Origin of the sequence: Acidihalobacter yilgarnensis, from assembly GCF_001753245.1 — a bacterium.
Classification (GTDB): Bacteria; Pseudomonadota; Gammaproteobacteria; order DSM-5130; family Acidihalobacteraceae; genus Acidihalobacter; species Acidihalobacter yilgarnensis.
On the sequence record NZ_CP017415.1, the window covers coordinates 2,209,405 to 2,229,013 of the forward strand.

The following is a 19,609-nucleotide window of genomic DNA, read 5'->3' on the forward strand; positions in this document are numbered from 1 at the left end:
TGCGCGTCAGCCGATGAATTCGCTGCCGCCGAGATAAGACCGCAGCGCCTCTGGAATACTGATACGCCCGTCAGCCTGCTGATGGTTTTCAAGCAACGCCACCAGCGCGCGACCGACCGCGAGTCCCGAGCCGTTGAGTGTGTGTAATAGCTCGGGTTTGCCGGTTTCCGGGTTGCGGAAGCGCGCCAGCATGCGGCGGGCCTGGAAGTCCTCGAAATTCGAACAGGAGGATATCTCGCGATAACGCGCCTGCCCCGGCAGCCACACTTCAAGGTCGTAGGTCTTCGCCGCGGAAAAACCCAGATCGCCGGTACACAGCGTTACGACCCGATACGGCAACTCCAGGCGCTGCAGAATCGCCTCGGCATGGCCGACCAAGGTCTCCAGCGCCTCCCAGGAGTGCTCGGGTGCACCAGATGCACCATTTCCACCTTCTCGAACTGGTGCTGGCGGATCAGTCCGCGAGTGTCGCGACCGGCCGAACCGGCCTCGGAGCGGAAACACGGCGTGTGCGCGACGAAGCGCAGCGGTAGCGTTTCCGCCTCGACGATCTGATCGCGTACCAGGTTGGTCACCGGCACCTCGGCCGTGGGGATCAGATAGAAGGGCGTGTCGCCTTCGACCTTGAACAGATCCTCCTCGAACTTCGGGAGCTGCCCGGTTCCGCGCAGCGCGTCCGCGTGCACGAGGTACGGCACGTAGACTTCCTCGTAACCGTGCTCGCGGGTATGCGTGTCGAGCATGAATTGCGTCAGTGCGCGCTGTAGGCGCGCCAGCTCACCGCGCAGCACGGCGAAGCGGGCGCCGGAGATACGCGCGGCCGCCTCGAAATCGAGTCCACCCAGCGCCGTGCCGAGATCCACGTGGTCGCGCGGCTCGAAGTCGAACGCACGCGGGGTGCCCCAGCGGCGCATCTCCACGTTGTCATCCTCGCTCGCCCCTTCCGGCACCGAGTCGTGCGGCAGATTGGGGACGCCCAGCAACAGCGCCTCAAGCTCACCCTGAACGGCCTCCGAGGCATTTTTGGCTTCGCTCAAGCGGTCACCCAGCGTCGCCACCTCGTCCAGTAGCGGCTGCGCGTCCTCGCCTTTGGCCTTGGCCTGACCGATGGCCTTGGAGCGGGTATTACGCAGATTTTGCAGCTCCTGGGTCTCTATCTGAAGCCGCTTACGCGTACCTTCCAGCGTATTGAAGCGCTCAAGATCGAAGCTGAAGCCGCGACGGGCCAACAGACGGGCGATGCCCTCGGGGTCGTTGCGCAGGTGTTTGATGTCGAGCATGGCATTCCGTGGACTGTGCGGGGAAGGCGCGTCAGTTTACACGCTCAGGCATCGCCGTTCGACGCATCGTGCGCGGTAGCATCGAAGGTCAGCACATGACTGGGATCAACCATGGTCAATATCTGCGCAACCACCTCTGCCACCCGCTCTGAACTGTCGTAGAACTCGATCACCACCGGCAGATCGAGCGACAGGCTCAGCAGCGAACTCGTATGTACCTCGCCCGAACGGCCGAAGCCGCTGATACCGCGAAACAGCGTGGCGCCGCGGACCTTTGCATCGTCATGCAGATAGTGCAGCACCTTCTCATGCGCGTTGGCGCTTTCGTGCAGGTAAATCCGTGCGATGGTGACTTTCATAGCTGCCTCCCGAGCAATAGACCCAACCAGCAGACGCTGACGCAAACCAGCACGCTGACCAACATGTTCACGCCCGCCTTGAGCACATCCCCCTGCTCGATCAGGCTCAGGGTTTCGATGGAAAAGGTGGAAAACGTGGTGAACGCCCCCAGACCGCCGGTCAATATCGCCGCACGGACCTCCGGACCCACGTTGAGGCGCTCGACCAGCATGGCGGTCAAAAAACCCATGGCCAGCGACCCCAGCACATTGACCGCGAGCGTACCCCAGGGGAATCCCCTGCCCAGCCAATGATAAACCCCGTTGGAAACACCGAAGCGCATCATCGCGCCCACCGCGCCACCGAACGCGATGGCCAGCAACTGCAATCCCATGGATAGTACTCCTCGTGGTTCGTACGCGGCCGGACGGCGCCCGGCTCGCCCATTCTTGCGACACCGCAGCAAAGCGTCAATGTGTGTTCGGCCATCGTTGGCGTGCGCGGGTGAGGACTCTATACTCCGGAGCCTCAGCAAGCAGGAGCAGGAGACCATTACAATGACAAACAGCTTCCACCCGCCCAGACGGGTGCTCATGGGGCCCGGCCCCTCCGATGTCGACCCGCGTGTCCTCGAAGCCATGGCACGCCCCACCATCGGCCACCTCGACCCGCTGTTCGTGGATATGATGGACGAACTCAAAGGCATGTTGCAGTACGCCTTCCGCACACGCAATGCACTCACCCTACCCATTTCCGCCCCCGGTTCGGCGGGCATGGAAACCGCCTTCGTCAATCTAGTCGAGCCCGGCGACACCGTGATCGTCTGCCAGAACGGCGTGTTCGGCGGCCGCATGAAGGAAAACGTCGAACGCTGCGGCGCCACCCCAGTGATGGTGGAAGACGAATGGGGCAAACCGGTCGACCCGCAGAAGCTCGAAGACGCCCTCAAGGCACATCCCGAGGCGCGCACCGTCGCCTTCGTGCAGGCCGAGACCTCCACCGGCGCGGAGTCCGACACCCGCACTCTGGTCGAGATCGCACACCGTCATGACTGCCTTGCCATCGTCGACACCGTCACCGCGCTCGGCGGCACCCCCATCGAAACCGATGCCTGGGGCATCGACGCGGTGTATTCCGGCAGCCAGAAATGCCTCTCCTGCACGCCGGGGCTGTCGCCGGTGAGCTTCAGCGAAGCCGCCATCGCGCGCATCCGCAACCGCAAAACCAAGGTGCAAAGCTGGTTCCTAGACCTCAACCTCGTCATGGGCTATTGGGGCGAAGGCGCCAAGCGCGCCTACCACCACACCGCGCCGATCAACGCCCTCTACGGTCTGCACGAGTCGTTGGTCCTGCTACAAGAGGAAGGCCTCGAGAACGCCTGGGCCCGCCATCGCCGCAATCACGAAGCCCTGCGTGACGGCCTGGAGGCCATGGGGCTGTCCTTCGTGGTGGCGCCCGAGCATCGCCTGCCTCAGCTCAACGCCGTGCGCGTGCCTGAAGGTGTCGACGAGGCCACTGTGCGCAGCGCGCTGCTCAGCGATTACAGCATCGAGATCGGCGCCGGTCTCGGCCCGCTGGCCGGCCGCATCTGGCGCATCGGCCTAATGGGCTACGCCAGCAACCCGCGCAACGTCTATCTGCTGCTCAGCGCCTTGGAAGCCATCCTCGCCGCACAGGGATACGCACTGCCTCGCGGCGCAGCAGTCGATGCCGCGCGGGCCGCCTACGCCAGCGGCAACGAAAACCTTAAGACCGCCGCGAACGGTTAAGACTCAATGGGCAACGTTTCCTCAGGGGCGCTTCAGCGCCCCTTTTTTTGGGGAAATCTGCGCTTTGCAAGCGCAAGAAGAATTGAATATCCGGATTTAAGTGTGTTTGACGACAGCGCTCGGGATACAAATCGATGCCGCTCTTCACTAGAGTTAGCGCAGACCAACAGCGGTCAGCAGCCCAGCGCTGCTGTGAGGCAACAGTCGGCCATGAGCGGTCGGACTTGCTATTTCAATATTGGGCTATGCAATGGCAAGTTTGCAGCGAGAAGAAGTCTTTAGCCTATAGCTTAATTAGCATCAACTCCGAGGCTTCACACCGCCCTTGCGACCCAGACCAAAACCGACACGGTACAAATCGGGCATGTCGATGCGACCGTCTCTTTTGGTTTCCAGCAAACCAAGACGCTGCAAATCTTCACGCACACCATCCCAACCACGATCGATATGCTGAGCTGGGAGGCGCGTCATCGTCATCCCTTTGGCGCCGTCCGGAAACTTCATTTCCCACTGCGTCAGTATTGCCTCGAATTCACAGGGCACATTCATGCCGCTCAAAGCTGAGAGGACGTCAGGTACCCATGGGTAATCTTCTGCCATCTCCTGCACGCGAATTTCCGAAGCCTTCTGGATACCACGCTTGATGCTTTCGAAGTGCAGTGCGCGTTCATGTTGTGAGTAACGCTCGCTGGAGTCTTCAGCCGCTTGTCGAATGGCGGCGAGAAATGAGCGCGGCGAAGTCTGTCCACGTCCGTCAGCCAAGTGCCCCACCGACCATATGTATGGCACACCACGTCGTTTGTCACGCCCCATCCATGGGCCAGCCAGCGCCTCAAAAGCCTTTCGTTGCGACTCGGATTCAGATTTCATGTCCTGAGTAAGTCGCCACACACCATCTTGCTCGACGACTTGCAGACAAATATCGCGCAAATACAGGCCATGAGCATCCGGTGAATTGATGAGCCTTTGCCATAGCAAACCGTGTAAATCGTGCCTTGCCCACGTCAAGTCGGCCTTGGTCGCCATCAACTTGGAGGCATCAGGAAAATTAAACACTGTACGTTCCGCCTGATCCTCTCGGAGAAATACCTTGGCATGCAGACCCTGGAAGGCCTTCAACCAAAGAACTGTACGCATCAAGCCTCGCACGATGTCATCCATGCGCTTCCAGTCAGTGCTCGTGCGGTCCAGCGCATCGAACAGAATCAAACCCCTCCAATCCCGCGGGCGTTGCATCAAGCGCGCAGCAGCCTCGGGCTCAGCTTTTAACCAAGCGACAGTACTCGGCCAACTATCACTGGGAATTGAGTCGCCAGCACGCTGCGCTACCCAACGCAAAACAACTGCTCGCCACAGGTCATATGGGTCGCCCGCCTGATCAAGAAATGTCGAAAACACATCGGCATTCGGGTAGCTTTCAATTTTCTCTACACTAGCAAAGCCTACACGCACTTCAATCTCGTGTAATTCAGAGGCGGCTTCCCCCAGGTTTATGCGAAGTGGCATTGATTGAAGCGCAGCTGTCCAGAAAGACTTCCCAACGCCTCGACCGCCCACTACTACATGAGCATCCAGCCGCAATGCTTTCAGGTGCGAGGGCGGTAGATACAGGGTCTCAGGCGCGGGGGTTTCCCCGAAATTACTGGTTTCCAGCGGTGCAGCCAGAATCGCATCGCGTAGTTTCTGAGCTTGTGTCATGACCGCCCTTCCATGCCCACGAAATCCCTCACGCCATCAAGCAACCAACCAAAGATAGCGTTCACTTCCTGAACATCGATGACGGCAAGCCGCCCTTGCAACGAGCGTAGGCCAGCGAAACTACGGTGCCAGTTCACCGCCCACGGATAATGTGGGGCGCCTTCGTCAGCTTCGTCGAAGTTCCAGCCTTCGACCAAATCACCAACACGCCATTTCCCATCGCCATCTGATGACGGCCCAATTGCTTCAGGCTTGGGAGGTGCAATCTCGTCGTAGAGCGTGTCGACGAATACGCCATAGGCATGTTCGCGCAAACCATCTAAATAATTCACACGATCCAGCTCTGGCACAATGGCTCCAACGATTTTCAAACGCTCACGGATTTGTTCCGCCACGTGGGCACGTTGCCATTGCTCGAACAACATGCGATAGCCACTCCAAGTCTGCTCACCCTCAAGTGCAAACAGCAGGATCAGATTAGCACCCATGTCGGTAATACAGGTGGACGCAATTTCGTCGATGCCAGAACGTGAGTCGATCAGCACCACATCGGGTTGAATTCGCTCCTCCAATGCCTCCAACAACCGCCCTAAACGGGCCGACCATATTTCGCGCGTTCCGTCTTCATGAGACTTGGGCATCCAAACTCGGCCTAGCTTGGATACATATTCGCCATGCTCGGCGCCATGCGCTGGTACAACATAAATTTCGCCGTCATGCGAGAGATTGCTGGTGGCGACCATGCTATCGAAAACAGCATCGCCGTTGTCCACCAAATCTTCGACAAGCCAGTCAGTAATGCCGTACATGGGCTGGCGATCGAGGGGCAGCAAGGCAGAGGATAATCCGGGCGACTCCAGGTCTAGATCAAGCACCAAGACGCGACGGCCGACCTGCGCGAGATGCCATGCTGTGGCTGCAAGCGCGGTGGATCGACCTACTCCGCCCTTGATGGAAAAGAACACAATACGTGGTATGCCTTCGGTTTCAGGTGCGATGCGAGCCCAATTGGCTTCCGTCGCCAACCGGTCTACCACCCATACTTTGGGGAACCCATCCAACGCGTAAGCGGCAGCCCCTTGACATGCCATTTCGCGGCTTGTTTCAAACAGAATTTCAGCATTTTTCGGATAGGCGTGCGCTCCCAAACGGCTCATCAGATTTGACACCAGCGTGTCCCAAATCTGGCGTTGATCAGTTTCTACGAACCGATCCGGCAAGATCACACGCAAGCGCCCATTTAGATCTCGATTGACAAGCAGCCAATCGTCGTCATTGCTCATGAGGGTATTCAGGGAGCTGCTATGAGATTTCAGCCACTCCTGAACTTCCGGCAAAATTCGATCAAAGGTCGGAATAGACTCAGGGATCAGCTCAAAGAGATTTTTTCTCACATCAATAGCCCCTCTAGCTGTGCTTTCTTTATGAGATCGCAAACGACTTTGGTACCGGCTCGATGGGTCTGCGCCCGCGTTTGATCGAAGTTAGACTGATTGGCATAGCGGTCAGAAACATCCCAGTCGTCAAACGGGTTCCCGGCAGGCAAGGAGTATCCGGTCCCTTGCGCGTGGCCGCTACGGTAGCTGTCGAAGCGAGCCCAAACGCCATTCGCGTGTACCTGATCGCCCCTATTTGTGGGTCTATCCTTGGTCGCGTCGTAAGGCATCCCAAAAGCCAGCATCATTTGCTTCAATCCGCATTCCGCTGCTATGCCATACAGGTGATCGGCATTGGCCCAGCGTTGCGACACGAGCAAGTGCTCGGCATCGTTCCAGTGTCGTACATGCGCATCAAGAAAATCCGCTAGCACTTTATCCTCTCTTGTTCATCAAAGCTCAGGTTCTTGAAGCGTGTCGATGCGAAAAGTCAGCATGCCAATTTTAATGGGAGCCATACCCTCTTTAGAATCTCCTACGAATATACTGCTCTGCAAAAACGCCTCGCTCTACTATGCACTCCCATTGCCACAATACGAATTGCGTCTATTGTCATGAGACCGATTTGCTTCACGAACAAGTACCGGTCATCACAGGACCAGCGAGACGAACGGCAGGATGGGTCGAGCTCTGCCTGATCGAAACTTCAAGCCAGTATCTGCTATCAAACAAGTGATAGGTGCTTGACTCCGAATAACGGACTGTTAACAGACCATGAAACCGGATTATGCGGCAGCGAAACACACTAAAATCCGGATACCCATAAAACCCATGGGAAATATTTCTGACTATACAGTGGATTTTTCCGCAGAGCTTGTTGAACCGATTTCGTGGCGTCCTGATACACGCCAATCAAACAATCCTTGTTGGTCGCGATACAAACTGGGCCGGGTAGCGCCACAGCATGGATATCCAGCAAGGATGAGTTACCCCCTAATGCTGGCATTACTCGGATTCTCCTTGTGAGGACATCCTGCATGAAAATAAACACGCCACGCCGCGCATCCACACGACGATCACCAATTTCCCCTAAAGCCCCCTCGCCTCTTTAACCGTTTCGTACGCCTGCTTGATCTGCTGGGTCTTCTCGGTCGCCAGCTGAATCATTTCCTCCGGCAAGCCCTTGGACACCAGTTTGTCCGGGTGATTCTGGTTCATCAGCCGTCGATAGGCGCGCTTGAGTTCATCGTCGCTAACGGTGGGTTCGATACCGAGCACGGCGTAAGACTGCTCCAGACGCGCCTTCGGGCTGGGTCCGGCGCGCCCTGCCCCTCCTCCTGCGCCCTGACTGGCGCCGGGACCTCCAAATAGGCCCATGACCGCAGCAACGCGAGTAAACAGGAGCTGGAACTGGAGTTGGGAAAAGCCGAGGCGCTCGCAGATGTGTAGCAGCAGATCGCGTTCGCGGTTGTCGAGCGCGCCATCGGCCAAGGCGGCACTGATCTGAATTTCGAGGAACATCTGCACCAATGCGCTACGGCGGTGTACGACGCGGCGAAATTGATCGAGTACGCCTTCCAGATCGAAGCCATCGGACTTGCCCTGGTTGAACAGCTCGATGGCCGCGCGCCGTTGGGCCTCGTTGAGCTGCATATGGTGCATGACGCTGCGCGCCATCTCGATTTCGCGCTCGCTGACGTGGCCGTCGATTTTGGCCAGGCGCCCCATGACCGCGAAGGTCGCGGTGAAGAAGGCTGCCTGGGTAGTCGCCTGCTGGTCAGACGAATGTACCTCAAGCCGTTCCCGTCGATACTGCTGCCGGTCGACCTGATGACCGATCACGCCACCGAGCAGCGCGCCCAATGGCCCGCCCAGCGCGAAGCCGACGCTCGCACCGATACCCTTGCCCCACCAACTCATGTCGCGTCCTCTTCATCAAGCAATATGCGCAGCCCGGCCTCATCCAGCACCGGCACGCCCAGTTTTTCGGCCTTGGCCAATTTGGATCCCGCATCGGCGCCTGCGATCACCGCCGTGGTCTTACCGGACACCGAGCCGCTGACGCGTGCGCCGAGCGCCTCTAGCGAGGCCTTGGCCTCGTCGCGGGTGAAGCCCGCGAGTGTGCCCGTGAGCACGTAGGTGCGGCCGCTCAATGCATTGGCGCGCGCATTTTCCTTGAACGCGCCCTCTTTAGACGCGTCGGCGACGTTCAGCCCGGCCTGCTTCAGACGCTCAATCACTTCACGATTGTGGCTCTGTGCGAAAAAGGTGACGATATTTTCCGCAATAATTCTGCCGACGCCCGTTACTTTCACGCGTTCGTCGTTGACCAGATCATCGACGCGCGCGACTTTGAGTGCCGCGAGAGAATCAAAGGCCTCGACCAGACCCTGAAGTACCCTACCCTTGACCTTCGGAATCGCCAGATCATCGAGGAAACCGGCAAAGTCGCCGCCCGTGTATGCGAGATCAGCGTGCGCGGCGAAAAAGTCCACGATCGTCTGACCGGTCTTGGGACCGATGCCCGGCACGCCGCGACGCTCGACGAAATCGGTGATGCGCGCACCCACGAGGGCGTCGAGATTTTTAAAATGCCGCGCCAAATCGCGTGCGGTTTCCTCGCCCACGCCCGGTATGCCCAGCGCGAAGATCAGCCGCGCCAGCGGGCGCTCTTTACTCGCCTCGATGGCGTCGAGCAGGTTATCCACCGATTTCTCGCCCATGCGTTCCAGGGAGATCAATTGTGCGCGTTCGCCGTGCAGCGCATACACGCCAGCGACATCGGTGAGCAGGCCGTGGTCGACCAGTTGGGACACGATCTTGTCGCCGAGTCCCTCGATGTCCATGGCGCGACGCGAGGCGAAGTGAATCAGCGAGCCCTTGCGCTGCGCCTCGCAAAACAGGCCGCCGGAACAACGCGCCACGGCCTCACCCTCGATACGCACGACCTCGGAACCGCATACCGGGCATGCTTCCGGCAGTTCAATCGGCGTGGCATCTGCCGGCCGCGACTCGGTCAACACCCGCGCAACCTCTGGAATCACATCGCCGGCACGACGCACGACCACGGTATCGCCCACGCGTACGTCCTTGCGTGCGACCTCGTCCATGTTGTGCAAGGTGGCGTTGCTCACCGTGACGCCACCGACGAAGACGGGCTCCAATCGAGCCACCGGGGTCAGTGCGCCGGTACGGCCGACCTGGAATTCGATGCCCACCACGCGCGTACGCGCCTCCTCGGCCGGAAATTTATGGGCGATGGCAAAGCGCGGTGCGCGCGCCACGAAGCCGAGCCGCTGCTGCCAATCGAGGTTGTTGACCTTGTAGACCACACCATCAATGTCGAAGGCCAACCCCGCGCGGCGCTGGCCGATGTCGCGGTAATAATCGAGGCAACCCTCGACGCCGGCAACCACGCGGATTTCAACGCTGACCGGCAGACCGAAGCCGCGAAGCACCTCCATCACCGCGGCATGCCGCCGCTCAAGCGGGAGTCCTTCGATCTCGCCCAGGCCATAGGCGTAGAAGGCCAGCGGACGGGCGGCGGTGATCTGCGGATCGAGCTGGCGCAGGCTGCCGGCGGCGGCGTTACGCGGGTTGACGAAGACCTTCTCACCGCACTCACGAGCCACTGCATTCATTTTTTCGAAGCCGGCGAGCGGCATGTAGACCTCACCGCGCACCTCCAGCACTGGCGGCGACTCGCCGCGCAGTCGCAGTGGGATACTGGCGATGGTGCGTACGTTGAGCGTGATGTCTTCACCGGCGACGCCGTCGCCACGGGTGGCGGCCTGCACCAGGCGGCCAGACTCGTAGCGCAGGCTGACGGCGAGCCCGTCGAGCTTCGGTTCGGCCACGTACTCAATAGGCCCGGTCACGCCCAGGCGATCCCGCACGCGACGGTCGAAGGCGCGTAACTCGTCCTCGTCGAAACAGTTTTCCAGCGACAGCATGGGCACGCGGTGGCGTACCTCACGAAACCCACCGTCCGGCTTGGCGCCGACGCGCTGGGTGGGTGAATCGGGCGTGATCAGCTCGGGAGACGCGGCCTCCAAGGCCTGCAACTCGCGCAGCAGTGCGTCGTATTCGGCGTCGGAAATATCGGGGTCGTCGAGGACGTAGTAGCGGTAATTGTGGTGTTCGATGCGCTCGCGCAGGGCCCGCGCCCGCTCCGCGGGCGCCTCGACCGCGCTCACCGCAGCGGCCCCGCAACGCGCGCGCGGTGCTGGATGAACAGGCGCACGCGCTCTTCCATGTATGTCAGGGTCTGCGCGCTCAAGGCGCTGTGAGTCTCGTCTTCCAGACGGGCGTCCAGACGTTCGGCGAGACGTTTGGCGCAGTCGCTCATGGCCCGAAAGGCCCTCATCGGCGCTTCCGGCCCCGGCAGGGTCAAGAACAGGCTGATGCCAGGGGTTTCGAGGTCGTCGAACGCACCTGGCGCAAACACCCCGGGCTTGACCATGTTCACCACCCCGAACAGCGGCACCTCGCCGCGCTCGTCGGCACGGATGTAAACCCCGCGCTCGTCCAAGCTAAGATCCAATACGTCGAAGGCCTTGGCCAGCGCCTCGCCGGTCAGCGGCGCGTCGGCCGCCACGATGTGCATGATCAGAATATCCTGGAAATCGTCCTCCATTTCATCGGAGACCGCTTCCGACTCAGGTTCCATGGCGGCTCGATGCGCCGTTGGCTCTGACCGCTTACTTGTTGATGGTGCGACCCATTGTTCGGGGGCTGGCTCATGCGCCATCCCGCCTCTATCCACCGACACTTCGGACCGCTCTGCCGTCTGTCGACGCACGGGGATGATCTCCCACTCGTCTTCTGGCGCAGCCGCATCATCCGCCAGATGCGCAGGGTAACTATCGTCGTCGAAGTGCGGCTCGTCACGTGCCTCATCGCGTCCCTTGCGGCGCAATTCAGCTTTTTTACCCAGCCAATACATCGCGATCAGAACGACCGCACCCAGTAACAGCAAAATCCAACGCAATGCATCCATGGGGAATCCTCAGCCTGCCGCCATTTGGGCCGCTTCGTCGATATCCACGGCCACCAGACGCGAAACGCCGGCTTCGCGCATGGTGACCCCGATCAACTGATCGGCGGACTCCATGCTGACCTTGTTGTGCGTGATCATAATGAACTGTACTCGCTCCGACATTTCCTGAACCAACCGTGCAAAGCGCCCAACATTAGCCTCATCAAGCGGCGCGTCGACCTCGTCGAGCATGCAGAACGGCGCGGGGTTGAGCGCGAAAATAGCGAACACCAACGCTACGGCGGTCAGCGCCTTCTCACCGCCGGACATAAGATTGATCGTAGACAGGCGCTTGCCCGGTGGCCTCGCCAGCACGGCCACGCCGGTGCTCAGCAAGTCATCGCCGGTCATCTCCAGGCGCGCCTCCCCGCCGCCGAACAAGCGGGGGAACATTTCCTTTAGGCCGTTGCTGATCTGATCGAAGGTGTCGCGGAATCGCTGGCGCGTCTCGCGGTCGATCTTCTGGATCGCCGCCTCCAGCGTTTCCAGCGCGGTATTCAGGTCCTCATGCTGGCCGGCCAGATACTCGGCACGTTCGTTCTCTGTCTTGAACTCGTCGATGGCCGCCAGATTGATCGAGCCCAAGCGCTGAATACGCTGCGTCAGCTCCGCCACACGGGCCTCCCAAGCCGGGATATTGGCCTCTGGATCAAGCTCGGCGCGCAGCGGTTCCTGCTCGAAGTCGGTTTCCGTCAACTGTTCGATCAGGGTTTCATGGCGTACGCGCACCGACTCCAGCTCGACGCGTCGCGTGCCCAGCGCCTCGCGCAGGGTCTCAACCTCGCGCTCGATACCCACGCGCGCCTGTTCCGCCTCGCGCAACGCGGCCTCTGTTGCCTGTACGCCACTCCGCGCTTCCGTCAATTCGCGTTCCAGCAGGCTGCGCCGTTCGAGCGCGCGCGTGCGCTCGGCCTGTAACTCGGTCGTCGGTGTGGCATCTACCTCCAGCGCCTCGCGCAGGGTATTCACCCGCTGTTCGAGCGCATCGCATTGCCCGCGTCCACGTGTGAGCGCCTGCTCGGTCGCAGCGGACTCGACACGCAAGGATTCCAACGACAAGGTCAGACGGTGACGGGCCTCGCGGGCCACCTGCGCGGCCTGGCGGGCCGCGCCCAAGGTGTCCTGGCATTGCGCGCGTTCGGCGGCCAGCGCCTCGCGCTCGCTACTCAACTGCTCCATTTCGGCCACCGCGCGATTGCGCGCCGAGGTTGCCTCGTCGAGCGCTGCGCGGTCGGTCTGTACGCGTGCTGCCAACTCGGCCAGCTCCTGGGCAATTACGTTCGCGCGCTCCCCGAGCTGTCGCAGGCGCCCTCGCTGGCTGTTCAGGCGTCCCTCGGAGGCCGCCAGCTCTCGATGGGCCTGATTCACCGCCTGTTGGACCTGCTGACGCGCCGCTTCCAGCTCGTGCAGCTCGGCCTGCCCCGCATCCAGCGAGGTCACGCGCGTGCGCGCCTCGGCCTCCAGCGACGTCCGTTCCGCTTGCAGGGATTCGATTTCCTCGGCGCGCGCGAGCACGCCCGCATGGGCTTCCTCGCGATCCGGCAGACGCAGCCAGCCGTGGCCGACCCATTCCCCGGCAGGCGTCACAAGCGATTCACCCGGCAATAGCGCTGTCCGGCGCGCCAGTGCTTCCTGCAAATCGCTGGCCGTACCCACGCCAGCCAGCAAATCGGCCAAGGGCCAGGGCGCCTGTACGTGCGCGGCGAGGCCACCACCATCGGTCAGCCCCGTGCGGGTGCTTTGATCAACGAAATGGCGTGGCGCCTGGGCATCTTCCCCGCGGCTCCGGCCACTGCCGCGAGATCGTCCACACAGACGGCGCCCAGCAGACCACCCAGCACCGCCTCCACCGCTGACTCCCAACCGGCATCCACACGCAGGCACTCGCCGAGGCGACGCGCCTCGGTCAGTGCCTGCTGCGCCAGCCAGGTCGCTTGCCCGCCCTCGCGCTTGCCAAGTGCGGCCTGCTGCAAGGCCTCCAGAGAAGCCAAACGGCCGGTCACGGTCTGTACCTGGCGGCGCAACTGATCGAGCCCCTGAGTATCCTCGCGAATCCCGATACGGCATATCTCGATACGCTCAAGCACCTCTGCCAGACGGCGATCCAGATCCACGACCGCCTGCCGCTGCGCCTGCACGTCTGCCTCGATGCGAGTGATCTCGCCCTCGATGCCGACCGTATCGAGTCCGTCGGTCTCGCGAGTCAGGCGTTCACGGCGTTCACCAAGACTGTGAACCTGGCGTTCCAGATGCTCCATGCGCGTGCGCTCGACCTGCGCGCGCTGGGCCGGCTCGTTGGCGCGGCGATTGAAATCATCCCAACGGCGCTGCCAATCCGCCATCGCCTGCTCCGAGCGTTCAAGCGCCTGCACCGATTCGCCTTCGCTCACCTCCGCATTGGCCACCTCCGGCGCGCGCGCCGACAAATCCTGCGCCAGACGCGCGGCCTTGAGTTCGTCGGTCTCCAACACTCGCCGCGACTCCACCAGCGTGGCCTCGGCCTGCTCGAGTGCCTGGTTGCGCTGCGCACGCAGGTTCTCCGCGTGCTGAATGGCCTGCTCGATCTTCGAAATCTCAGCACCGGCCTGATAGTAGCGACCCTGCACTTCGTTGAAGGCTTCGTTGCCCGTATTCAGGCGTTCGCGCCCCTGCACCAGCTCGGTCTCCCGCGCGCGCAGGCGTGCAATCGCTTCTTCCAGCGCGGTCTGTGCCTCGCGGATGGCCTGCTCTCGCTGGCCGATGTCGGCGGTGAGGGCGTCAAGCCGCAGCACGATCAATTCCGCCTGCGTGCGGCGTTCGTCCTGCCGCAGGGCCTTGTAACGCTCAGCTGTCTGCGCCTGGCGCTTCAGGTGGGTCAGATGTTTGTCGATCTCCTCGCGCAGATCGTTGAGACGGTCCAGGTTCTCGCGGGTGTGGCGTATGCGATTTTCGGTCTCGCGGCGACGCTCCTTGTACTTCGAGATGCCTGCCGCTTCTTCGATGTAGACGCGAAGCTCCTCCGGCTTGGCCTCGATCAGGCGCGAGATCATGCCCTGCTCGATGATCGCGTAGCTGCGCGGTCCCAGACCGGTGCCGAGGAAAATGTCGGTGATGTCGCGGCGGCGGCAGCGCGTGCCATTGAGGTAATACTGGGACTGCCCGTCGCGCGAGGCCACGCGCTTGACCGAGATCTCGGCATACTGCGCGTAGGCGCCGCCAAGGGTGCCATCGCTATTGTCGAAGACCAGTTCGACAGAGGCCTGCCCCACCGGCTTGCGCGCTGACGAACCGTTGAAGATCACGTCTTCCATGGACTCGCCACGCAGGTATTTGGCCGAGGACTCGCCCATGACCCAGCGCACCGCATCGATGGTGTTGGATTTGCCGCAGCCGTTCGGGCCGACGATGGCCACGCGCTGGCTGGACAGAGGGATGGTGGTCGGATCCACGAAAGACTTGAAACCCGACAGTTTGATTTTGCTAAGCCGCATGCGCTAATTGTGCCAGGAAGCCGGCGGAGTGTACGTCCGGCCGATGATATACTGCATGGTTTTCCCCACCTCTGTCAGGACATGCCCATGCCGAGTCAGCCGAGCAAGGCGCTAGAGACTTTCGCCAACCCGGAACCAAACCGCGATTATACCATTCGCATTCGCATCCCGGAGTTCACCTGCTTATGTCCGGTGACCGGGCAACCGGACTTTGCCACTCTGCACCTAGAATACGTGCCGAACCAGCGCTGCGTCGAACTTAAATCGCTCAAGCTATACGTCTGGTCCTACCGTGACGAGGGCGCGTTTCACGAAGCGGTCACCAATCGCATCGTGGACGACATCGTCGCCGCCATCGCCCCGCGATTCGTCCGCCTGACCTCCGAGTTCAATGTGCGCGGCGGGGTCTATACCAACGTGGTCGCCGAGCATCGTGCGGCTGGCTGGACGCCGCCCACGCCGGTCACCCTGCCCTAACCCGACTCCCGTGACGCGCCCGCTCGCCATCGGCGTTGATGTGGGCACCTCGGGCATCCGCGCCCTTGCCATTGATGACAAGGGCGCGATCCACGCACAGGCTACACGTTCGATGCCCGCCCCCATGGGCACCGACGGTCGACAGGAACAATCGCCCACAATCTGGTGGGATACGCTGCTCGACACGCTGGGCGCACTGACGCGGACACTTCCCGCCGACCACCAACCCCGCGCACTGGCCCTGGATGGCACCTCGGGCTCGCTACTGCTCGCTGGTCGCGACGGTCGGGCGCTGGGCCCCGCGTTAATGTACGCCGATCAGCGTGCGAGCACAGAGGCGGCGCACATAGCCGAGCTGGCACCAGCGGAAAGCGGTGCGCACGGCCCCAGCTCAGCGCTGGCCAAGCTGCTCTGGCTACTGCGCCATCAACCGCCGCCACCAGGATTTCGCGCGTTACATCAGGCCGACTGGCTACTGGCCTGCCTCGGTGCACCGCTGGGCACGAGCGACGAGAACAATGCCCTCAAGCTGGGCTACGACCCGGTGAATCGACATTGGCCTGAATGGCTGGCAAGGCTGGGGATACCGCCGGAGGCGCTACCCGAACCACGTATACCGGGCACGCCGGTCGGCACCCTGAACCCGTCGCTGGCACACACGCTGGGGCTGCCGGCCGGATTGACCCTGGTCGCGGGGACCACTGACGGCGTGGCCGCCTTTATCGCCACCGGTGCGAACACACCGGGCGAAGGCGTCACCTCGCTGGGCAGCACCCTCGTGCTCAAGCAGCTCTGCAGTCACCCGATATTCCAAGCCGAAGCCGGCATCTACAGCCATCGACTCGGCGACCTGTGGCTCGCCGGCGGAGCATCCAACAGCGGTGGAGCCGTACTGCGCGCCCATTTCGACGACGACGAGATCGCGCGTTGCACTCAGGCCCTGCGCCCCGAGGAACCGACCGCGCTGGACTATTATCCGCTGCTGCGCCCCGGTGAACGATTCCCCATCGCCGATCCCGGGCTGCCACCTCGACTGACACCCCGACCCGCCGATACCTGTCGTTTTTTCCAAGGCATGCTGGAAGGCATGGCCGAAATCGAACGCCAGGGATATGTACGTCTGCGAGAGGCTGGGGGTGAACCGCTCATCAGCGTGCGCAGTGTCGGCGGGGGCGCCATCAACACCGGCTGGACACGCATCCGCGCCGCACACTTGGGCGTTCCACTACTCGATCCGCACCACCAGGACGCCGCTTACGGCGCAGCACTACTCGCACGTCGAGTCCTGTAAGCACATTACTCCAGACAGCGGCGCACGGGGGCGAAGCTTCGCCGATGACAATCCGCTGGACCATGCCGTTTCAAAGCGTCGATATGTCGAGCGGTCGGATAGCCCATGTGGCGATCGAAACCGTACTGTGGGAGCAATGCATGCAGGGCGAGCATTTCGGCGTCGCGCGCGGTCTTGGCCAAGATCGAGGCCGCGCTGATCGCCGGCTCACTGTCATCGCCGCCCACGATTGCCACGCTCTCGCATGCAAGCGCCGGGCAGCGGTTACCATCGATCATCGCGCGGTCGGGCAGCCGTGGCAGCGCCGCCACCGCGCGCTGCATCGCCAGCATCGTCGCATGCAGAATATTGAGCCGATCGATCTCCTCGACATCCGCACGGCCGATGCCCCAGGCCAGCGCGTGGGCACGAATTTCTATGGCCAGGGCCTCACGCCGCCGGGCGCTGAGTTTCTTGGAATCGGCCAAGCCGTCGATCGGCCACGCGGGGTCGAGCACCACCGCGGCGGCAACCACCGGCCCAGCCAGCGGCCCGCGGCCCGCCTCGTCGATACCCGCCACCCACGGCAGTATCCCGTTAACGATCGCCGAGTCGTGTGTATTCACCATCGCTCACCTCGCGCACCCATTCCGGCGCGCACGATACCATCGCCCGCTAACGCCCGCATTGCCTAATCCCCCTGCTAAATGCGAACATGCGCCGACGCGACAATCGAGGGATTTCGGCCATCGGCCTATCCAGCGCCCGCAACCCTGACATAACGGCAAGCCCCCAATCTTGAGCGAAACACTAAAGACAGCAGTCATCGGCGTGGGCTACCTGGGCCGTTTTCACGCGCAAAAATACGCTGCCCTGCCCGAAGCCGAGTTGATCGCGGTTGCCGACCCGAACCGCGAACAGGCTGCACGCGTCGCCGACGAATGCGGCACGCGTGCAGTTGCCGACTACCGGGACATCCTCGACGAAGTCGATGCCGTCAGCGTGGTCGTACCGACCCAGCGCCACTATGAGGTCGCCCGGGAATGTCTCGCCCACGGCGTGCATGTGATGCTCGAAAAACCGATGACCACCACCGTGGCCGAAGCAGACGAATTGATCGCTCTCGCCCGGACGCACGGTCTGGTGCTGCAGATCGGCCACCTCGAACGCTTCAATGCCGCGATCCTCGCACTTGACGGCGTACTCAATATCCCGCGTTTCATCGAGTCACACCGGCTGGCTGCCTTCAATCCGCGCGGCGCCGACGTCAACGTCGTGCTCGATCTGATGATCCACGATATCGACATCATCCAGACGTTGGTGCGCGCACCGATCGACAAGATCGACGCCAATGGCGTCTCCGTGCTGACCTCCGAGATCGACATCGCCAACGCGCGCCTGCACTTCACCAACGGCTGCGTAGCCAACGTCACGGCCAGCCGTGTGAGCATGAAGCCACAACGCAAAATGCGCGTGTTCCAGAACGACGCCTACATCTCGATCGACTTCCAGGACAAAATCCTCAGCGTGCACCGCAAGGGCGAGCGAGAGATATTCCCTGGCATCCCCGAGATCACCTCGCAAGAAAGCCTGTTCGAGAGCACAGATGCGATCCGCGACGAAATTATCGCCTTCATCGATGCCATCCGGCGCGGCGTGCCGCCGCTGGTGACCGGCGAGGATGGCCGTCTGGCCCTGCAAACGGCGCTCCGAATCTCCGAGCTACTCGCCTCGGCACCTGCCTGATACCCCTTCCCGCTCACTGACACGCGACTCGCGGAGACACCAGCATGATCCCGATGGTTGACCTGAAAACCCAATACCTGGCGCTGCGCGAGGAAATCGACCGGGGCATCCTGCAGGCGCTCGAAGCAACTCAATTCATTCTCGGGCCGAACGTGCGCGCCTTCGAAGAAGAAGCCGCCGCCTATCTTGGGACGGGACATGCGGTGAGCGTCGCCTCCGGAACCGATGCCCTGCACCTGGCCTTGATCGCTGCCGGCATCAAACCTGGCGACGAGGTGATTACCTCACCGTTTACCTTCATCGCTACCGCGGAGGCCATTCTCTACGTCGGCGCCCAGCCCGTTTTTGTGGATATTGACCCACATACTTTCAACCTGGACCCGGAACGAGTGGCCGCGGCAATCACCCCGCGCACCCGTGCGATTCTGCCGGTACACCTATTCGGCCAACCTGCCGACATGGATGCTCTGACAAAACTCGCCGAACACCATGGATTAACTATGGTCGAGGATTGCGCGCAGTCCTTCGGTGCGCAATCCGGCAGACGCCAGACCGGCACGATGGGCGCCGCAGGCTGCTTCAGCTTCTTCCCAAGCAAGAATCTCGGCTGCTATGGCGATGGAGGACTGATCAGCACCGACTCCGCCGACATGGCCGAGCACTTGCGTGTATTGCGCAACCACGGTTCCTGGCAGCGCTACCATCATTCCGAACTGGGCTACAACAGTCGCCTGGACGAGATTCAGGCGGTCATCCTGCGCATCAAGCTCAAGCACATCGACGACTTCAACAAAGGCCGCCGACGCGTTGCCCAGCGCTATAGCCAGGCACTCGCCACGATTGAGGGCGTGACGCCACCGCACGAGGCCGTGGCCGGCGAGCACGTCTATCATCAATACACACTGCTCAGTCCTCATCGCGACAAAATCATGTCCGCCTTGCAGGCCGCCGGGATCGCCAGCGCCGTCTACTATCCGATCCCGCTGCACCAGCAGGATGTCTTTGCGGCCGAATATCACGGCGTGCAGCTCCCCATCGCCGAACACGTCGCCAGCCAGTGCCTGTCATTGCCCGTCTATCCAGAGCTTGCCGACGCCGATGTCGACCGTATCCTCGAAGCCATACGTGCATGCCTCGCCTGAGGCG

General features: G+C 61.8%; 15 protein-coding genes and 2 pseudogenes. 5 read left to right on the forward strand and 12 right to left on the reverse strand.

The annotated features are described in order from the left end of the window. Positions 1–6: 6 nt before the first annotated feature. The 3 genes and pseudogenes from serS to crcB form a co-directional block, all read right to left on the reverse strand. Positions 7–1,280 (reverse strand): annotated as a pseudogene (serS, locus tag BI364_RS10585) (serine--tRNA ligase). Positions 1,281–1,324: 44 nt separating this feature from the next. Beyond that, a complete protein-coding gene (locus tag BI364_RS10590) occupies positions 1,325–1,639 on the reverse strand; it encodes a DUF190 domain-containing protein (protein ID WP_070078712.1) in 315 nt (104 codons plus the stop codon). After that, positions 1,636–2,013 (reverse strand): fluoride efflux transporter CrcB, encoded by a 378-nt coding sequence (crcB, locus tag BI364_RS10595; protein ID WP_197495681.1) that lies wholly within the window; start codon positions 2,011–2,013, stop codon positions 1,636–1,638. The genes BI364_RS10590 and crcB overlap by 4 nt, the downstream gene beginning before the upstream one ends. Positions 2,014–2,176: 163 nt before the next feature. Here crcB and BI364_RS10600 point away from each other — a divergent pair, with 163 nt between their 5' ends. After that, the gene (locus tag BI364_RS10600) at positions 2,177–3,388 is read left to right on the forward strand and encodes a pyridoxal-phosphate-dependent aminotransferase family protein (protein ID WP_083251317.1); all 1,212 of its coding nucleotides are present in this window, start codon (positions 2,177–2,179) and stop codon (positions 3,386–3,388) included. A gap of 300 nt (positions 3,389–3,688) precedes the next feature. Here the strand turns inward: BI364_RS10600 and BI364_RS10605 are convergent, their stop codons facing one another. From BI364_RS10605 to BI364_RS18710, 8 genes and pseudogenes are all read right to left on the reverse strand, one after another. Continuing rightward, positions 3,689–5,086: a hypothetical protein gene (locus tag BI364_RS10605; protein ID WP_070078714.1), complete on the reverse strand. Its 1,398-nt coding sequence runs from the start codon at positions 5,084–5,086 to the stop codon at positions 3,689–3,691. Further along, the gene (locus tag BI364_RS10610) at positions 5,083–6,480 is read right to left on the reverse strand and encodes a ParA family protein (protein WP_233279491.1); all 1,398 of its coding nucleotides are present in this window, start codon (positions 6,478–6,480) and stop codon (positions 5,083–5,085) included. Before BI364_RS10610 ends, BI364_RS10605 begins: the two co-directional genes overlap by 4 nt. Then, complete coding sequence (locus BI364_RS10615; protein ID WP_083251318.1) at positions 6,477–6,896, reverse strand: SAM-dependent methyltransferase; 420 nt, start codon at positions 6,894–6,896, stop codon at positions 6,477–6,479. Before BI364_RS10615 ends, BI364_RS10610 begins: the two co-directional genes overlap by 4 nt. 655 nt (positions 6,897–7,551) lie before the next feature. Further along, complete coding sequence (djlA, locus tag BI364_RS10620; RefSeq protein ID WP_070078715.1) at positions 7,552–8,382, reverse strand: co-chaperone DjlA; 831 nt, start codon at positions 8,380–8,382, stop codon at positions 7,552–7,554. Continuing rightward, complete coding sequence (gene ligA / locus BI364_RS10625; RefSeq protein WP_070078716.1) at positions 8,379–10,658, reverse strand: NAD-dependent DNA ligase LigA; 2,280 nt, start codon at positions 10,656–10,658, stop codon at positions 8,379–8,381. Before ligA ends, djlA begins: the two co-directional genes overlap by 4 nt. Then, the gene (locus tag BI364_RS10630) at positions 10,655–11,461 is read right to left on the reverse strand and encodes a cell division protein ZipA (RefSeq protein WP_070078717.1); all 807 of its coding nucleotides are present in this window, start codon (positions 11,459–11,461) and stop codon (positions 10,655–10,657) included. Before BI364_RS10630 ends, ligA begins: the two co-directional genes overlap by 4 nt. Positions 11,462–11,470: 9 nt before the next feature. Next, a complete protein-coding gene (locus BI364_RS18705; RefSeq protein WP_407639317.1) occupies positions 11,471–13,363 on the reverse strand; it encodes a coiled-coil domain-containing protein in 1,893 nt (630 codons plus the stop codon). Continuing rightward, positions 13,342–14,910: pseudogene (locus BI364_RS18710) on the reverse strand (chromosome segregation SMC family protein); the annotation flags it as partial. The gene BI364_RS18705 and the pseudogene BI364_RS18710, both read right to left, overlap by 22 nt. A 147-nt stretch (positions 14,911–15,057) precedes the next feature. On the opposite strand from BI364_RS18710, the gene queF reads away from it, so the two are divergent. Together queF and BI364_RS10645 are read left to right on the forward strand one after the other, a co-directional pair. After that, a complete protein-coding gene (gene queF / locus BI364_RS10640; protein ID WP_070080018.1) occupies positions 15,058–15,447 on the forward strand; it encodes a preQ(1) synthase in 390 nt (129 codons plus the stop codon). A gap of 10 nt (positions 15,448–15,457) precedes the next feature. After that, positions 15,458–16,738, forward strand: coding sequence for an FGGY-family carbohydrate kinase (locus tag BI364_RS10645; RefSeq protein WP_070078718.1), 1,281 nt, complete (start codon positions 15,458–15,460; stop codon positions 16,736–16,738). Between the two features lie 5 nt (positions 16,739–16,743). On the opposite strand, the gene rnhB is transcribed toward BI364_RS10645, so the two are convergent. Further along, entirely contained in the window at positions 16,744–17,346 is a 603-nt protein-coding gene (gene rnhB / locus BI364_RS10650; protein ID WP_070078719.1) for a ribonuclease HII, read from the reverse strand. Positions 17,347–17,515: 169 nt separating this feature from the next. On the opposite strand from rnhB, the gene BI364_RS10655 reads away from it, so the two are divergent. Together BI364_RS10655 and BI364_RS10660 are read left to right on the forward strand one after the other, a co-directional pair. After that, on the forward strand, positions 17,516–18,463 hold the full coding sequence (locus BI364_RS10655) for a Gfo/Idh/MocA family protein (protein WP_197495682.1): 948 nt from the start codon (positions 17,516–17,518) through the stop codon (positions 18,461–18,463). A 44-nt stretch (positions 18,464–18,507) separates the two neighbouring features. Then, positions 18,508–19,605: a DegT/DnrJ/EryC1/StrS family aminotransferase gene (locus tag BI364_RS10660; RefSeq protein WP_070078721.1), complete on the forward strand. Its 1,098-nt coding sequence runs from the start codon at positions 18,508–18,510 to the stop codon at positions 19,603–19,605. Positions 19,606–19,609 lie beyond the last annotated feature (4 nt).

What these genes read in the sequence shown, in the direction of transcription:
- BI364_RS10590 (WP_070078712.1), bottom strand. Translation starts at nt 1,639, where the DNA reads ATGAAAGTCACCATCGCACGGATTTACCTGCACGAAAGCGCCAACGCG.
- djlA (WP_070078715.1), bottom strand. Translation starts at nt 8,382, where the DNA reads ATGAGTTGGTGGGGCAAGGGTATCGGTGCGAGCGTCGGCTTCGCGCTG.
- BI364_RS10600 (WP_083251317.1), top strand. Translation starts at nt 2,177, where the DNA reads ATGACAAACAGCTTCCACCCGCCCAGACGGGTGCTCATGGGGCCCGGC.
- crcB (WP_197495681.1), bottom strand. Translation starts at nt 2,013, where the DNA reads ATGGGATTGCAGTTGCTGGCCATCGCGTTCGGTGGCGCGGTGGGCGCG.
- rnhB (WP_070078719.1), bottom strand. Translation starts at nt 17,346, where the DNA reads ATGGTGAATACACACGACTCGGCGATCGTTAACGGGATACTGCCGTGG.
- BI364_RS10660 (WP_070078721.1), top strand. Translation starts at nt 18,508, where the DNA reads ATGATCCCGATGGTTGACCTGAAAACCCAATACCTGGCGCTGCGCGAG.
- BI364_RS10630 (WP_070078717.1), bottom strand. Translation starts at nt 11,461, where the DNA reads ATGGATGCATTGCGTTGGATTTTGCTGTTACTGGGTGCGGTCGTTCTG.
- BI364_RS10605 (WP_070078714.1), bottom strand. Translation starts at nt 5,086, where the DNA reads ATGACACAAGCTCAGAAACTACGCGATGCGATTCTGGCTGCACCGCTG.
- queF (WP_070080018.1), top strand. Translation starts at nt 15,058, where the DNA reads ATGCCGAGTCAGCCGAGCAAGGCGCTAGAGACTTTCGCCAACCCGGAA.